Genomic DNA, 15,144 nt, shown 5'->3' with positions numbered 1-15,144 from the left:
CGCATAACGCACCAATTTGGCATTTGTTCGAGGCGCAAGCAAATCCGGCGAAAACCCCTTAGGTTTCCGCTGATCACGCACCCGGAGAATTCAACTACGGCGCTTTGGATTAAGGCCATTTCGTTCAAGTTACTATGGACTTGCTGTCATGCAACTGGCAACATGACTGTTGCGACAAGTTGTTGACATGGTAAAGACGTTGATGTCCGCGGAAATGCGTAGTTTCGAGATTTTCGAGGTATTGGAGCCCGCCTCCCAGACGATACCGTTTGTCTACAGCTCCCCGCATAGCGGGCGCATCTATCCCCCCGATTTCATCGCCCAATCCCGCCTGCAGGGTATCGCCATCCGCCGCTCGGAAGATCATTACGTCGAAGAGCTTTTTTCGGCGGCAAGCTCCCTTGGTGCGCCGCTGCTGTTTGCCAATTTTCCGCGCGCCTATATCGATGTGAATCGTGAGCCCTATGAGCTCGATCCGCGCATGTTCGACGGGGCGCTGCCGTCCTATGCCAATATCAATTCGCTAAGGGTCGCCGGCGGTCTCGGAACCATCCCGCGAATCGTCGCCGAGAATATGGAGATCTATGCGCGCCGCGTTCCGGTCGAGGATGCGCTGAGACGCATCGACACCATTTACAAGCCCTATCATGCCACGCTTCGGCGGCTGATTGCGCGAACCCATGTCAAATTCGGCTTCGGCGTCCTTGTGGATTGCCATTCGATGCCGGGCAACATCCGCATTGCCGGCAGCAACTTGCGCCCGGATTTCATCCTCGGCGATCGCTACGGCACCAGCGCCTCGGCTGAGCTATCCCGCGCGGCCATGCAAATCCTCGAGGAACTCGGCTTCAACGCCGTGCGCAACAAGCCCTATGCCGGGGGCTTCATCACCGAGCATTACGGCCGTCCCTCTCGCGGGCTGCACGCACTGCAGATCGAGGTCAATCGCGCTCTCTATGTCGACGAGACGACGCTGGAGAAGCGTTCGGATTTCGATCAGGTCGCATCCGCCATTACGCTTTTCATGAAGCGCATTGCCGAGCATGTGGAATCCTACACCGGCGACCCGGCGCTGGCTGCTGAATAGAAGCATTCCCATTTGCGTCTGATCTTCCGGAGCGTTTCGCCCGGCAGGCAATTCAATCGACGTTGGTATGGCGGCTGACCGGCGGTATCCGGTCCTTGCGGCCTGGTGCCTGCTTTTCGAGATATCCCGACAAAAAGAACCGCGCTCGTGGCGCGGTTAAGTCTAGGGAGGAAACACCCAGGAAGGGCATTTACAGTCAGAAGACTGTAGCTGGATCATGTTGCTGCGCTGCACAAATGTCAAGCAATATTTTGCTATGCAAAATATTTAGGCAGATTGGGAAATTTTGCCCGATCGGCAGGCATTCCGCCCATGGCGTCATCATCCGGTTTGCTTCGCGGTCCATATGCGCTATGACTTCGCCGTCCTGTCACTTACCCGGATTGACCATGCTTCCCGATCGCTCGTTCTTCTATCGTCTGGCCGAGGCGGCCAAGGCCGAAACCCTGCCGCGCTTCCGAGCCGGCGTCGACGTGGTCAACAAGGAAGCCAAGGGCTTCGATCCGGTGACGGAGGGGGATCGCGCCGCCGAAGTGGCGATACGGTCCCTGATCGAGGCCGAGTTTCCCGATCACGGCATTCTCGGTGAAGAGCATGGCAGTGTCGGTCTCGATCGCGAGCATGTCTGGGTGATCGATCCGATCGACGGTACGCGTGCCTTCATCTCCGGTGTCCCTGTCTGGGGAACCTTGATCGGCCTGCAGAAGAACGGCCGCGCCATCATGGGCATGATCGACCAGCCCTTTACCGGCGAGCGCTATTTTGCCGATGGCAATGGTTCCACCTATTCCGGCCCGGATGGCGAAAGACGGTTGCAAGTCCGTGATTGCGGCAGCATTTCGAATGCCATTCTCTTTACCACGTCGCCACATCTCTTCGTCGGCGAGGAGCTTTCCCGGTATCGCGAAATCGAGAGCCAGGTTCGGCTCTTCCGCTATGGCACGGATTGCTACGCTTACGCGCTGCTTGCGGCCGGTCATGTCGATCTCGTTATCGAGAATTCGCTGAAGCCCTATGATGTCGGCGGTATCATCCCCGTTATCGAGCAGGCCGGCGGCATCATCACCACCTGGGACGGCGGCCGTCCTGAGATGGGCGGGTCGATCATCGCGGCAGGCAGCCGTGCCGTCTATGAGCAAGCCCGCGCCATTCTGGCTCGCTAGAGCCTGACGTCATCCGTCGCGTCTCAAGCGATCCGTGAAAGGCGGATCGCTCAGGCCCCGGCTTCGACTTCGTAAGCATTCGCCATCGCATCACTGCCGGGGATGAAGGCGTGGATGGCGGCAAGCGCCTGGTTGCGATAGATGTCCCGCTCCTGCAGGATTTCATGCTTGGCACCGTGAATGGGTACGAGTTGCGCGGCGCGGAAATAGCGCGCCAGCCGCTCCTGATCGACATAGGGCACGACGCCGTCTCGCGTCGGCGCGATCAAAATGGTCGGAATGGGAATGGAGAACAGGTGTTCAGGCCTGTTGACGCGCTCGATCGTCCGGAATGCCTGCGACAGCCAACGTGCCGTCGGCGGCCCCAGGCAAAGTTGCGGATAGGCCTTGCCAATGCCGATGTTGCGCCGGTAGCGCTGCTCGTCCGTCGTCAGCGGATTCTCAGCAAATGACGTCTCCCTGAGTTTCTTGCTGAATTGCATCCGACCGAGCCCGAGGTTGCTGACCGTGCTGGAGACAAAGCGGATGAAGCGGGGGGAGGCGCCGTGACCCGTCAGGCCGATAAAGGGTGCCGACAGCACCATGCGCTCAATGCGGCTCCCAAGCCTTGGCGCGGCCGACATGGCAATCAAGGCACCGGTCGAATGCGCAAGGAGAAAGAACGGCAGGCGCGTGTCTGGCAGGACGATCTTGTCAAGGAAAGCCGTCAGGTCGCGTTCGTAATCCGAAAACCGGCGGACATGGCCGCGCAACGGATCCTTCAGCAGCCGCTGCGATCCGCCTTGGCCGCGAAGATCGAAGGTCGCGACCCAAAGACCCTTGGCCGTGAGGTCGCGGATCGTCTCGAAATATTTCTCCATAAACTCGTTGCGGCCCTGCAGGAGCACGACGGTTCCCCTGGCAACCTGCTGCTCGCAACGGAAGATGGCGTAGCGCAGCTTGCGCCCGTCGAAGCTCTCGAAGAACCCTTCGGTGCGGTTCTCCGGCACCGGATTGTCTGCTGTGGAGTAGAGGATCGAATCCATGGCGGTGTCGTGCCTCGCTGACGGGATGGTCCTTTTCAAGGGGATAGCGCAGCTTGGGGGAATTGCAAATGGTTTGTTGGCGGTCCCTGCGGCGCGAATCCCTCGTGCCGGTGCTCCTCCGTCTCCATCAGGTCTTCGGTGTCGTGCCGCGCCGCTCAAGTGCGGTTTTGCGGATGATGTCGGCAATCTCCGGGCTGCTGCTCGACAGCATCTGGAAATCCGAGGAATAGAGCGACAGCAGCGAGACCTCAGTTGCGGCGCTGACGGTTGCCGAGCGGGGCTCGCCGCTGATCAGCGCCATCTCGCCGAAGAAACTGCCGGAGCCGAGCTCCACAGGGTTCGGTGTGGCGACGCTGACGCGGCCTTCGACGATGAAGAACATCTGGTCGCCGGCCTCGCCCTTGCGGCAGATGATGCCGCCGGCGGGCACAACGCGGGATCTCAGCGCCCGCACGATCTCGATGAGTGCGGCCGAACCAAGCTTCTGGAACAGCGGCACTGCGGCCACCAGCTGCCAATTGCGCACGAAGTCCTGGCGACGAACTTCCTCGTAGAAGCCGGTGGCGAGGATACCGGCCCACAGCGCGAAGATGCCGATTCCGCTCATCATCACCAGCCCGGCAAGGATGCGACCGGCGAAACTTTGCGGAATCTCGTCGCCGTAGCCCGTCGTCGACAGCGTGACCACCGCCCACCACATCGCCAGGGGAATGCTGCCGAACTTGTCAGGCTGGATGTCGCGCTCGATGATATAGGCTACGAGCGCCGCGCCGAACAGCACGATGCCGAAGATCGAGGTGACGCCGAGCAGGTTGCGCGCTTCCTTGCTCAGGACCCTGCCCAGCAGCCGGAAGAAGGTCGAGCCTCGCAGCGGCTTCAGCAACCAGATGGCGCAATAGAGGCTTTGGTCGCGCCCGCTCACGAAAAAGAATGCGGCCACGGGGGCTAAAACGGCCAGCACGTCGACGGTGATTTCCAGTGCCCTGCCGTGAACGTCTCTCGTCCGCTGCAAGATCAGCGTCTCGATCAATTGCAGGACGTAGGCGGCCCAGACGCTGGCGAGCAGGACTTCCAACAAGTGCCTCGTCTGCCCGGTTATGTCAGGCGTCGTAAGTGCAGCCACCGTCAGCAGACCAATTGCAGCGAGCAGCGCGTTCAGCGATGCGGAAATTTTCGAGAAACGGAACGCCGACATTCAATACCCCGGTGTGGGCTGCCACTCTTCGTAGAATAGGATGGCTTCGGTCCAGACGTAAAGGGCTGGCGGGCCATGTCCGGCAATCCAGGTCCTGCGTCGTTATCGCCGGCTGACACTCAGCGGAAAGCCCTTGAAGGGCTTGATTTCCTTGAGCACGAAAGTCGTCTGCATCTCCTTGATGCGCGGCAAGCGGCGAACGACCGCCATGGCGAAATCCGCGTAGCTGTCGAGGTCTGCTGCCACGACCTGCAGCAGGAAATCCGCATCTCCGGCGATGCTGTAGCATGCCACGACTTCGCTGAGCTTCAGCACGTCGCGCGAAAATTCTTCCGCTTCGGCCTCGCTGTGACTGTCGATCTTCACCCTGATGAATGCCAGGACGCCGAGGCCGATCTGGCGCCTGTCGAGGGTTGCCGTATAGCCCTGGATGACTCCGGTTTCTTCCAGTTGGCGCACGCGCCGCCAGCATGGGGAGGTCGAGAGCCCGACTTCGGACGAAAGCGCCTGGTTGGTCAGGCGTCCGTCCTTCTGAAGCGCTCCGAGAATTCTTAAGTCGATCTGTTCCAGTGCGGCGGGCATATGTGGCCTCGATATCGGTCAATTCAGGTAAGATCTACCACATATGATCAAATATTGGCAATGAAAGGTAAGATCCTTCACGGTGTCGGAGATAATCTGCTCGGGAACGTCCACACCAGCTACAGGCTTCCCATGCTTCCCGATTTTCGTCTCGCCATCGTCATCAATCCTGATCTGCCGCTCGGGCTGATCGCCAATACCGCCGGTGCCATCGCGATCGGGCTCGGCGCGCGATTTCCCGCGCTTGCAGCGCGGCAACTGGTCGATAGCGAAGGCCGGACCGTCGACATCAGCTCGAACACGCCGGTTCCGATGCTGCAGGCGGATGCCGATACCATCCGGTCGCTGCTGCTGAAGGCATTGCAGCAACAGAGCGAACGGGCTGTCGTCGCTTTTCCGGCTTTCGCCCGTTCGCTGCACGACTACAGGGAGTATGAGACAAGGTTTCCCGATCGCGACCTCGCGGCGGAAGCGATCGATGGTCTGGGAATAGCGGGTCCGTCGAAATGGGTGAAATCGCTGACAGGCTCGTTGAAGCTGCTGCGGTAGTTGTCTGCCTTGACGCAATTCCGGACGGAAAACCGCGTCATACTTTTCCTGGAATTGCCCCGTCGTGGAATTGCTTGGGCACCGGAAAGAAAAGGGCCGGCTCGCGGGATAGAGAGATCCGCTTCGCCGGCCGAGCAAGACTGAAGAAGAAGGGACGATACACTTCAGTCATCGGATGATGGTGTTCCGATGGTCTATTGATAGGCCGGGCCGCCTGAACGGGTTCCGAACCACGCGTTCATCTGCGGTTCACGCGGTGCTCTACCGCGAAATGCGAGCGGCGGCACAGGGGGCTTGAACTCGTGAAAAACGATCCCCATCTCTTTTTCGCGGGTGCCAAACGGGCTCGCGGAACCGTCCCGAGACCGCCAGGAGTGGGGTCATGGGACAGAAAATGAAATCGCAATTGTCGCTCACAGGAGGACTCCATGCGTCACGTAGACTTCTCTCCCCTCTATCGTTCCACCGTCGGTTTCGACCGTCTGTTCACCATGCTCGACAGCCTTGGCCAGCCGGATCAGGCCCAGACCTATCCGCCCTACAACATCGAGCGCACGGGTGAAAACACCTATCGCATCACGATGGCCGTTGCCGGTTTCGATGAAAAGGAACTGAGCATCGAAGCTCACGCTCATGTCCTTCAGGTCAAGGGCGAAAAGAGCGAAGAGCCGGCTGAAACCAGCGAATACCTCTATCGCGGCATCGCCAAGCGCGCCTTCGAGCGCCGTTTCCAGCTCGCCGATCATGTCGAGGTCCAGGCGGCTTCGCTGAAGAATGGTTTGCTGCACATCGATCTGCTGCGCAACATTCCGGAAGCCATGAAGCCCCGTCGTATCTCCATTGCGGCTGAGCCCGTGGAAGCCCCGAAGGCCATCGAGGCCCATATCAACTAAGACCCAGGCATGACGGTCTTTGATCGTTGTGCCAGGGCTGACGGACTTAAGCCGTCGTACCCCTGATCCTCCCAAGATCAAAAAGAAGCGGCGCCCCGAATCGGGCGCCGCTTTTGTCTTACCGGATATCGAAGGCTCAGGCGGCGTTGGTTGCCTCGCCTGATTTTGCGCCTGCCTGCGTCTTCGTAGCCTCGCGCCGCTTGGCGGCATCGGCATATTTCTGGGCAAGGACAGCGCATGTCATCAGCTGGATCTGATGGAACAGCATGAGCGGCAGCACGATGGCGCCGATGCCTTGGCCGGCGAAGATGACATTGGCCATCGGCACGCCGCTTGCCAGCGATTTCTTCGAGCCGCAGAAGGTGATGGTGATCTCGTCGGCCTTGGAGAAACCGAGAGCACGGCTGCCGAACATGGTGATGCAGAGCACCGTCGCCAGAAGAACCATGTTGGCGACGATCACCGTGGCGATATCGACAACCGAGAAGGTGTGCCACAGACCCTCGACCACCGCTTCGCTGAAGGCCGAATAGACGACCATGAGGATCGAGCCGCGATCGACCGGCATCAGGATCTTCTTCTTCGAGCGGATCCAGTCGCCAATCCACGGCTGCAGCAATTGGCCGGCGATGAAGGGGGCGAGCAGCTGCAGCATGATCTGCCACAGGACATCCCAGGAAAAGCCGCCTTGGCCGCCGACCGAAAACAGGATGCCGACGAGCAGCGGCGTCAGAAACATGCCGAAGATGTTCGAGGCAGACGCCGAGCAGATGGCGGCCGGCACGTTGCCGCCGGCAATCGAGGTGAAGGCGATGGAGGACTGTACGGTCGAGGGCAGCACGCTGAGGAACAGCAGGCCCGTATAGAGCGACACGGGCAGGACGCTGTTGGGAACGATCTGACCCAGGGCCAGGACGAGCAGCGGGAAGATGCCGAATGTCGTCAGCAGGATGACGAGATGCAGCCGCCAGTGCAGCAGGCCGGCGATGACGACGTCGCGTGAGAGACGCGCCCCATGCAGGAAGAACAGCAGGCCGATGGCGAAGTTCGTGGCGATGCCGAAATAGTGGGCGCTCGCGCCATGCACGGGAAAGAAGGATGCCGTCACAACGGTGAGCACCAGCAGCATAGTGAAGGTGTCTGGAAGAAAGCGGCGCATCGTGCCAACCCCAATCGCATTTGCAAGTCTTGATGAATTAGGTCTTGCAGATAGACCTATCGCGATCCACGATGCAAGGAATAACAGTTATCGTAAAATGGGATAAGCGTGATGCTAGACCTCACACAATTGCGCAGTTTCGTCGCCGTCGAGCAGATGGGCAGCTTCACGCTGGCGGCAGAACGGCTCGGGCTCGGGCAATCCACAGTCAGCCAGCACATACAGCGGCTGGAAGCGGAGCTCGGCCGGAAGCTTTTGGCGCGCGACACCCACCGCGTCGTCCTGACCGCCGACGGCGAGGCGCTGCTCGGGCATGCGCGGCAGATATTGTCGATCGAGGGAGACGTGCGCCAGCTCTTCGCCGGCAACAGCCTGCGCGGCAGCCTTCGGCTCGGCGTCTCGGAGGATTTCGTCACCAGCCAGCTCCCTGACGTGCTGGAGGAATTCGTTCGCTCACATCCGTCGGTCGATCTCGAGTTGACGGTCGCGCTCAGCGGCACGCTTTATGAAATGCAGGACAATGGCGATCTCGATCTGGTGCTTGCCAAGCGCCGGCTCGGCGATGTCAGGGGAACGCTCGTCTATCGCGAGCCGCTGGTCTGGCTGGCGCGCGATCCGGAGCGTATTCGCAGGCTCGAATCACCGCTGCCATTGATCGCCTTTCCCGTGCCGAGCGTCACCCGCGCCATTGCGCTGGAGGCGCTGCGCCGGCAGCAGATGCCGTGGCGGATCGTCTGCACCTGCGGCAGCCTCAGCGGGCTGACGGCCGCGGCGCGCGCCGGCATGGGCGTTCTCGTTCAGCCCAGGAGCATGGCGCCGGCCGGATTGATGGAGATTGCGCCGGGCTGGCTGCCGGCTCTGGAAGACGTCGAATTCGTGCTGGTGCCGCGCAAAGGAGCGGATCAGCTGCTTGTCAAAGCCTTGTCGGAGGACATTCTCGCCAAGGTGAGGGGGCCGCGGTCCGAGACGCTGCATCTGCCCTGACAGGCCGACGCAGCGCTCCGTTTATTCGCGATATCAGCCCAGGCAGGCGAGGAAGTTCGCCACATCGGCTTCCGTTGTGGCGAAGCTGGTCACGAGACGGATCAGCGTTTCATCATCGCCGACCAGATCCGGCTGCGATTCCGGGATCGGCCATTCGTAGAATTTGGCACCCTTGTCCTCGGCGGCCTTGGAAGCGGATTTCGGTATGATCGCGAAAACCTCATTCGAGATCGTCGGCCAGGCAAGGCGGGCGCCACGGGTCTTTTCGATGCCGGCGCGCAGACGATCGGCCATGCCATTGGAATGGCGGGCCAGATCGAGCCAGAGTCCATCCTGGAAATAGCCGTCGAACTGGGCGGCGATGAAGCGCGATTTGGAGAAGAGCTGGGCGGCGCGCTTGCGGATGAAATGCATCTCCTTTGCCTTCTCCGGATCGAAGAAGACGATCGCCTCGGCGCACCAGCAGCCGTTCTTGGTGCCGCCGAAGGAAAGAATGTCGACGCCGCGCTTCCAGGTCATCTCAGCCGGGCTGGCGGCGAGCGCGACCAGGGCGTTGGCGAAACGCGCGCCGTCCATGTGCAGCGGCAGGCCATTGGCCTTGGCGACGGAGGCCACAGCGTCGATCTCGTCGAGCGAGTAGACGGTGCCGATTTCCGTCGCCTGCGTGATCGTCACGGCAGCGGCGCGACCGTGATGCACCGCATCCTGCGGGAAACGGGCGATCTTCGCGGCAAGCGCTTGGGGGTCGATCTTGCCGGCTGCGCCCTTGACCGTCGCCAGCCGCGCGGAGCTGAAGAAATCCGGCGAGCCGCATTCGTCCTCGGCCACATGTGCCTCGCTATGGCAAAAGGTGATGCCGCCCGGCTTCTGGACGCTGGCGAGCGACAATGAATTGGCGGCCGAACCTGTCGCGACGAAGAAGACTGCAACCTCACGCTCGAAGATTTCGCTGAACTTGGCTTCTACCTTTTGATCCAGATCGCTCAGGCCATAGGCGGTGGCAAAGCCTCCTGACTCGGCAAGGAGACGTTCGGCGATCTTGGAGTGGGCGCCGGCCCAATTATCGGAGGCAAAGAACATGGAGATGCACCAATGAACGAGAGTGAGTTGCAGCGTGATAAATAGGGTCGGCGGGACATTACGCCAATGCAAAAACCTATCAAGAGCAAGAACTTGAAGAACCCATCACAGAAATTGATCTACGCAATCAACAAATAAAATGATGCGCCGCAGCGAAACTTTATTGCTCGATTTATGCGACATAGGCAATCTTCCGTCTTTCATTGACGAATTTTTGCCGTTTTGCTCTTGCGAAGGGGGACACTTTCTGGCATAGAGCTGATGAATTAGGACAGGGTTGCTGTCCTATTTTGGCCGCTGAGGCCGAAGATGCGCCGGAGGGTCCTGACGATGTCGGGATTTCGGGCTATAATTACCGAGAGCAAGTCCTTGACGCCTTCGAGGCGCCGGGCAGGGCGACGGTGGAATAGCAAGGCGCGGAACGCTGACGACAGGCTCCATAGCGGGGCCATGGTTCGCGGCCGGATCTTCACAATGCAACAGAGCTGTCGCGCGTCGGCGCCGGAAACGGACCGCGCGGGACGAAGGAGCGCCCGCGAGGCGGGCCTTACCGGAGGGAAGACGATGACGAACAGGAAGACGTTCACGAGTTTTGACCAGACCGCTGCAGCCAATGCTGCCGCGACGGCCAAAACGTCGAAACGTGCCAATCGTCCGACATCGGGCGGTCTCCCGCCGAAGCAAGGCCTCTACGATCCGCGCAACGAACACGATGCCTGCGGCGTCGGCTTTGTTGCGCACATGAAGGGCCGCAAGTCGCATCAGATCGTGCGCGACGGCCTGTTCATTCTCGAGAACCTGACGCATCGTGGTGCCGTTGGTGCCGATCCGCTGATGGGCGACGGCGCGGGCATTCTCGTGCAGATCCCGGACCGTTTCTTCCGCGAGGAGATGGCCAAGCAGGGCGTCATCCTGCCGAAGGCGGGCGAATATGGCGTCGGCCATTTCTTCCTGCCGCGCGACGAGGCGCTGATCGAGCATTTCAAGACCGCGATCAAGCAGGTCGTTGCCGAAGAAGGCCAGGTGCTGCTCGGCTTCCGCGACGTGCCGGTCGATAATTCCTCGCTGTCGAAGGCGCCTGACATTGCCGCCACCGAGCCGCATCATGTACAGGTCTTCATCGGCGCCGGCCGCGATGCCGGCACGAACGAGGAATTCGAGCGCCGCCTCTTCACCCTGCGCAAGGTGATCTCCAACCGCATCTATGCGGAATATGAGGGCGAGGAGAGCAGCTTCTATCCTGTCTCGCTGTCGAGCTCGACCATCGTCTACAAGGGCATGTTCCTCGCCTACCAGGTGGGCGCTTATTATAAGGACTTGTCCGACCCGCGTTTCGAAACGGCGGTTGCCCTCGTGCACCAGCGGTTCTCGACCAACACCTTCCCGTCCTGGAAGCTGGCGCATCCGTATCGCATGGTCGCTCACAATGGCGAAATCAACACGCTGCGCGGCAACGTCAACTGGATGGCCGCCCGTCAGGCGTCGGTATCCTCGCCGCTCTTCGGCGAAGATATCTCCAAGCTGTGGCCGATCTCGTACGAGGGGCAGTCGGATACGGCCTGCTTCGACAACGCGCTCGAATTCCTCGTGCGCGGCGGATATTCCATGGCGCATGCCATGATGATGCTCATTCCGGAAGCATGGGCCGGCAACCAGCTGATGGCGGCCGAGCGCAAGGCATTCTACGAGTATCACGCCGCCCTGATGGAACCGTGGGATGGCCCGGCCGCCGTCGCATTCACCGACGGCAAGCAGATTGGCGCGACGCTCGACCGTAACGGCCTGCGCCCGGCTCGCTATCTCGTCACCAACGACGATCGCATCATCATGGCGTCCGAGGCCGGCGTTCTGCCGGTCGAGGAAGAGAAGATCATCCAGAAGTGGCGCCTGCAGCCGGGCAAGATGCTGTTGATCGACATGGAAAAGGGCCGCATCATCTCCGACGACGAGGTGAAGTCGGAACTGTCAGGCAAGCATCCCTATCGCAGCTGGCTTAACCGTACGCAGCTGATCCTCGAAGATCTGAAGCCGGTGGAGCCCCGGGCGCTGCGCCGTGACGTGTCGCTGCTCGACCGCCAGCAGGCCTTTGGCTACACCACCGAGGATACCAAGCTCCTGATGTCGCCGATGGCGACGACCGGGCAGGAAGCCGTCGGCTCCATGGGCACGGATACGCCGATCTCGGCCATGTCCGACAAGCCGAAGCTGCTTTACACCTACTTCAAGCAGAACTTCGCGCAGGTGACGAACCCGCCGATCGATCCGATCCGCGAGGAGCTCGTCATGAGCCTCGTCTCGTTCATCGGTCCGCGCCCGAACCTGCTCGATCATACCGGCATGGCCAACGCCAAGCGCCTGGAAGTGCGCCAGCCGATCCTGACCAACGGCGATCTCGAAAAGATCCGCTCCATTGGTCATACGGAGGATCGCTTCGACACCAAGACGCTCGACTTTACCTATGATGTCGAACGTGGCGCCGAAGGCATGCCCGAGATGCTCGACCGGCTCTGCGAGCGGGCGGAAGCGGCCGTTCGCGGCGGCTACAATATCATCGTGCTCTCCGACCGTCAGATCGGACCGGATCGCATCGCGATCCCGGCGCTGCTGGCGACGGCCGCCGTGCATCATCACCTGATCCGCAAGGGCCTGCGCACCTCGGTCGGTCTCGTCGTCGAAACCGGCGAGCCGCGCGAAGTGCATCATTTCTGCCTGCTCGCCGGCTACGGTGCGGAGGCGATCAACCCTTATCTCGCCTTCGACACGCTGCTCGACATGCATCAGCGCGGCGAATTCCCGAAAGAAGTGGACGCCTCGGAAGTCGTCTACCGCTACATCAAGGCGGTCGGTAAGGGCATCCTCAAGGTCATGTCGAAGATGGGCATTTCGACCTATCAGTCCTATTGCGGCGCGCAGATCTTCGATGCTGTGGGCTTGCAGCAGGAGCTGGTCGAAAAATACTTCTTCGGCACGGCAACGATGATCGAAGGCATCGGTCTCGATACAATCGCCGAGGAAACCGTCGCGCGTCACAACTCGGCTTTCGGCCGCGATCCGCTGCTGGCAAGCACGCTCGATATCGGCGGCGAGTATGCCTTCCGCATGCGCGGCGAAAGCCATGCCTGGACGCCGGATGCGGTGGCCGCGCTCCAGCATGCCGTGCGCGGCAATGCCGAGGATCGCTATCGCGAATTCTCGGAAATGGTCAACGATTCGGCGCTTCGGATGAACACCATCCGCGGCCTCTTCAAGATCAAGGGTGCAGAAGCGCTCGGCCGTAAGCCGATCTCGATCGATCAGGTCGAGCCGGCGGTCGATATCGTCAAGCGCTTCTCGACGGGCGCCATGTCCTTTGGCTCGATCAGTCGCGAGGCGCACACGACGCTGGCGATCGCCATGAACCGCATCGGCGGCAAGTCGAACACCGGCGAAGGCGGCGAAGAAGCGGACCGTTACATGCCGCTCGTCGACGGCTCGCCGAACCCGGAACGTTCCGCCATCAAGCAGATTGCGTCTGGCCGTTTCGGCGTGACCACCGAATATCTGGTCAATGCCGACGTGCTGCAGATCAAGGTCGCGCAGGGCGCCAAGCCCGGCGAAGGCGGCCAGCTGCCCGGCCACAAGGTCGATGCCACGGTTGCCAAGACCCGGCATTCGACGCCGGGTGTCGGCCTGATCTCGCCGCCGCCGCACCATGACATCTATTCGATCGAGGATCTGGCGCAGCTGATCTTCGACCTGAAGAACGTCAACCCGACCTCGGATGTGTCGGTCAAGCTCGTCTCGGAAGTCGGCGTCGGCACGGTTGCCGCCGGCGTCGCCAAGGCGCGCGCCGATCATATCACCGTCTCAGGCTATGACGGCGGCACCGGCGCTTCGCCGCTGACCTCGCTGAAGCATGCTGGCTCTCCTTGGGAAATCGGCCTTGCCGAGACCCAGCAGACGCTGGTGCTGAATGGGCTGCGCTCGCGCATCGCCCTGCAGGTGGACGGTGGTCTCAAGACCGGCCGCGACGTCATCATCGGCGCGCTGCTCGGTGCCGACGAATTCGGCTTTGCCACCGCGCCGCTGATCGCGGCCGGCTGCATCATGATGCGCAAGTGCCACCTGAACACCTGTCCGGTTGGCGTCGCCACCCAGGATCCGGTGCTGCGCAAGCGCTTCAAGGGCGCGCCGGAACATGTCATCAACTACTTCTTCTTCGTTGCCGAAGAAGTGCGCGAGATCCTCGCCTCGCTTGGCGTGACCAAGCTGGACGACATCATCGGCGCTTCCGAGCTTCTGGAAAAGGACGACATGCTCGCCCACTGGAAGGCCAAGGGCCTCGACTTCAGCCGCATCTTCCACAAGGTCGATGCGCCGAAGGAAGAGACCTACTGGACATCAGTGCAGAAGCACCCGATCGACGACGTTCTCGACCGCAAGCTGATCGAGAAGGCCGAACCGGCGCTGTCTTCCAAGACACCGGTCGCCTTCGAAGTCGACATCAAGAACGTCGACCGTTCGGCCGGCGCCATGCTGTCGGGCGCGGTTGCCAAGCGCTACGGCCATCGCGGCCTGAAGGATGATACGATCAACGTCACGCTCAAGGGCACAGCCGGCCAGTCGTTCGGCGCATTCCTGGCGCGCGGCGTGACCTTCAACCTCATCGGCGACGGCAACGACTATGTCGGCAAGGGCCTTTCGGGCGGCCGCATCATCGTCCGTCCGCCGGAGAATTCGAAGATTAAGGCCGAACACTCGATCATCGTCGGCAACACCGTGCTCTACGGTGCGACCGAAGGCGAGTGCTACTTCCGCGGTGTCGCGGGCGAGCGCTTCGCAGTCAGAAACTCCGGTGCGGTCGCCATCGTCGAAGGCGTGGGTGACCACGGCTGCGAATACATGACCGGCGGCGTCGTCGTCGTGCTCGGCGAGACCGGGCGCAACTTCGCAGCGGGCATGTCGGGCGGTGTCGCCTACGTGCTCGACGAGAAGGGCGATTTCGCCAGCCGCTGCAACATGGCCATGGTCGAACTGGAGCCGGTTCCCGAAGAGGACGAACTGTTGGAGAAGCTGCATCATCACGGCGGCGACATCATGCACAAGGGACGCGTCGACGTCTCGGATGACATGACACGCCATGATGAGGAGCGTCTCTACCAGCTGATTTCGAACCATTTCCACTATACGGGCTCGACGCGAGCCAAGGAAATTCTCGATCGCTGGGCCGACTACCGCCCGAAATTCCGCAAGGTCATGCCGGTCGAATACCGTCGTGCCCTCGTTGAAATGGAGCGCAGCCGGATGAGCGTGGCGGCGGAGTAATCCGCCCCGGCTCACCAAGCCAGTCGAGGACTTCGCCTCGCATTGCGGTCGCTGATCACGGCGATGGCAACTGTCGAATAGCGGAATCGGATTTGAATTAAAGTGCCGGACAGGGCAACGGGA

The 15,144-nt window shown here is 61.1% G+C and carries 11 protein-coding genes; 6 read left to right on the top strand and 5 right to left on the bottom strand.

What is annotated here, in order from left to right; genetic code table 11:
- Positions 1–187: 187 nt before the first annotated feature.
- Both RHSP_RS13170 and hisN read left to right on the top strand, forming a co-directional pair.
- Positions 188–1,087, top strand: a complete 900-nt coding sequence (locus tag RHSP_RS13170) for an N-formylglutamate amidohydrolase (protein ID WP_200863259.1) — start codon at positions 188–190, stop codon at positions 1,085–1,087.
- 389 nt (positions 1,088–1,476) lie between these two features.
- The gene (gene hisN / locus RHSP_RS13165; protein ID WP_037151679.1) at positions 1,477–2,250 is read left to right on the top strand and encodes a histidinol-phosphatase; all 774 of its coding nucleotides are present in this window, start codon (positions 1,477–1,479) and stop codon (positions 2,248–2,250) included.
- A gap of 50 nt (positions 2,251–2,300) precedes the next feature.
- Here hisN and RHSP_RS13160 read toward each other — a convergent pair whose 3' ends face one another.
- The 3 genes from RHSP_RS13160 to RHSP_RS13150 form a co-directional block, all read right to left on the bottom strand.
- Complete coding sequence (locus RHSP_RS13160; protein ID WP_004117552.1) at positions 2,301–3,275, bottom strand: alpha/beta fold hydrolase; 975 nt, start codon at positions 3,273–3,275, stop codon at positions 2,301–2,303.
- A 127-nt stretch (positions 3,276–3,402) separates the two neighbouring features.
- Entirely contained in the window at positions 3,403–4,470 is a 1,068-nt protein-coding gene (locus tag RHSP_RS13155; protein WP_004117549.1) for a cyclic nucleotide-gated ion channel, read from the bottom strand.
- A gap of 102 nt (positions 4,471–4,572) precedes the next feature.
- The gene (locus tag RHSP_RS13150; protein ID WP_004117546.1) at positions 4,573–5,052 is read right to left on the bottom strand and encodes an Lrp/AsnC family transcriptional regulator; all 480 of its coding nucleotides are present in this window, start codon (positions 5,050–5,052) and stop codon (positions 4,573–4,575) included.
- A 132-nt stretch (positions 5,053–5,184) separates the two neighbouring features.
- Here RHSP_RS13150 and RHSP_RS13145 point away from each other — a divergent pair, with 132 nt between their 5' ends.
- The gene (locus RHSP_RS13145; protein ID WP_004117543.1) at positions 5,185–5,601 is read left to right on the top strand and encodes a DUF2000 domain-containing protein; all 417 of its coding nucleotides are present in this window, start codon (positions 5,185–5,187) and stop codon (positions 5,599–5,601) included.
- A 428-nt stretch (positions 5,602–6,029) separates the two neighbouring features.
- Positions 6,030–6,494, top strand: coding sequence for an Hsp20 family protein (locus tag RHSP_RS13140; RefSeq protein ID WP_004117542.1), 465 nt, complete (start codon positions 6,030–6,032; stop codon positions 6,492–6,494).
- Between the two features lie 136 nt (positions 6,495–6,630).
- Here the strand turns inward: RHSP_RS13140 and RHSP_RS13135 are convergent, their stop codons facing one another.
- Complete coding sequence (locus tag RHSP_RS13135) at positions 6,631–7,653, bottom strand: bile acid:sodium symporter family protein (RefSeq protein WP_004117541.1); 1,023 nt, start codon at positions 7,651–7,653, stop codon at positions 6,631–6,633.
- Positions 7,654–7,764: 111 nt separating this feature from the next.
- On the opposite strand from RHSP_RS13135, the gene RHSP_RS13130 reads away from it, so the two are divergent.
- On the top strand, positions 7,765–8,637 hold the full coding sequence (locus RHSP_RS13130) for a LysR substrate-binding domain-containing protein (protein ID WP_004117540.1): 873 nt from the start codon (positions 7,765–7,767) through the stop codon (positions 8,635–8,637).
- A gap of 33 nt (positions 8,638–8,670) precedes the next feature.
- Here RHSP_RS13130 and RHSP_RS13125 read toward each other — a convergent pair whose 3' ends face one another.
- Positions 8,671–9,717 carry a threonine aldolase family protein gene (locus tag RHSP_RS13125; RefSeq protein ID WP_037151674.1) on the bottom strand — a complete coding sequence of 349 codons (1,047 nt, stop codon included), beginning with the start codon at positions 9,715–9,717 and terminating at the stop codon, positions 8,671–8,673.
- Between the two features lie 564 nt (positions 9,718–10,281).
- Here RHSP_RS13125 and gltB point away from each other — a divergent pair.
- A complete protein-coding gene (gene gltB / locus RHSP_RS13120; RefSeq protein WP_004117538.1) occupies positions 10,282–15,021 on the top strand; it encodes a glutamate synthase large subunit in 4,740 nt (1,579 codons plus the stop codon).
- Positions 15,022–15,144: the final 123 nt, after the last annotated feature.

Origin of the sequence: Rhizobium freirei PRF 81, from assembly GCF_000359745.1 — a bacterium.
GTDB lineage: Bacteria > Pseudomonadota > Alphaproteobacteria > Rhizobiales > Rhizobiaceae > Rhizobium > Rhizobium freirei.
Note: the sequence above shows the minus strand (reverse complement) of the source record. Positions and strands in the feature narration are given on the sequence as shown.

Bases quoted from the DNA above. Each gene is read 5' to 3' on its own strand.
- RHSP_RS13170 (WP_200863259.1), top strand. From the start codon at position 188: ATGGTAAAGACGTTGATGTCCGCGGAAATGCGTAGTTTCGAGATTTTC.
- hisN (WP_037151679.1), top strand. From the start codon at position 1,477: ATGCTTCCCGATCGCTCGTTCTTCTATCGTCTGGCCGAGGCGGCCAAG.
- RHSP_RS13160 (WP_004117552.1), bottom strand. From the start codon at position 3,275: ATGGATTCGATCCTCTACTCCACAGCAGACAATCCGGTGCCGGAGAAC.
- RHSP_RS13155 (WP_004117549.1), bottom strand. From the start codon at position 4,470: ATGTCGGCGTTCCGTTTCTCGAAAATTTCCGCATCGCTGAACGCGCTG.
- RHSP_RS13150 (WP_004117546.1), bottom strand. From the start codon at position 5,052: ATGCCCGCCGCACTGGAACAGATCGACTTAAGAATTCTCGGAGCGCTT.
- RHSP_RS13145 (WP_004117543.1), top strand. From the start codon at position 5,185: ATGCTTCCCGATTTTCGTCTCGCCATCGTCATCAATCCTGATCTGCCG.
- RHSP_RS13140 (WP_004117542.1), top strand. From the start codon at position 6,030: ATGCGTCACGTAGACTTCTCTCCCCTCTATCGTTCCACCGTCGGTTTC.
- RHSP_RS13135 (WP_004117541.1), bottom strand. From the start codon at position 7,653: ATGCGCCGCTTTCTTCCAGACACCTTCACTATGCTGCTGGTGCTCACC.
- RHSP_RS13130 (WP_004117540.1), top strand. From the start codon at position 7,765: ATGCTAGACCTCACACAATTGCGCAGTTTCGTCGCCGTCGAGCAGATG.
- RHSP_RS13125 (WP_037151674.1), bottom strand. From the start codon at position 9,717: ATGTTCTTTGCCTCCGATAATTGGGCCGGCGCCCACTCCAAGATCGCC.
- gltB (WP_004117538.1), top strand. From the start codon at position 10,282: ATGACGAACAGGAAGACGTTCACGAGTTTTGACCAGACCGCTGCAGCC.